The 397-nt window shown below is 54.9% G+C and carries 1 protein-coding gene; it reads left to right on the top strand.

The features are described 5' to 3' along the window. Positions 1 to 397: AMP-binding protein (locus L692_RS28110; RefSeq protein ID WP_036722735.1), on the top strand; the 397-nt coding region annotated here is incomplete at both ends.

The following is a 397-nucleotide window of genomic DNA, read 5'->3' as shown; positions in this document are numbered from 1 at the left end:
CTCGTTCACGCGCTGAACCGTGAAATACTGGCAGGCGAATCGCGGATTGAGGCTATCGCCGAGGGAGACAAGCGCGCCGCTTTAATGGCCGATGAAGGCTATCCTGTGACTGGCATGGACATTCGGATTGTGGAGAATGAAACCGGCACGGTTGTTCCCGAGGGAACAGTGGGTGAAATCCAGATCCGGGGCCGGAATGTCACTTCCGGTTACATCAACAACCCGGAGGTTACGGCCAGGTCCTTTCAAGACGGGTGGCTGAGAACCGGTGATACCGGCTTTATTCTGAACGGGCGTTTAACGGTCAGCGGACGGATCAAGGACATTGTCTTCGTCAATGGCCAGAACTTTTTTGCCCATGATATTGAAGCGGTGATTGAGGAGCTAGACGGGGTCG

The organism is Paenibacillus forsythiae T98 (genome assembly GCF_000520735.1).
Classification (GTDB): Bacteria; Bacillota; Bacilli; order Paenibacillales; family Paenibacillaceae; genus Paenibacillus_AQ; species Paenibacillus_AQ forsythiae.
Note: the sequence above shows the minus strand (reverse complement) of the source record. Positions and strands in the feature narration are given on the sequence as shown.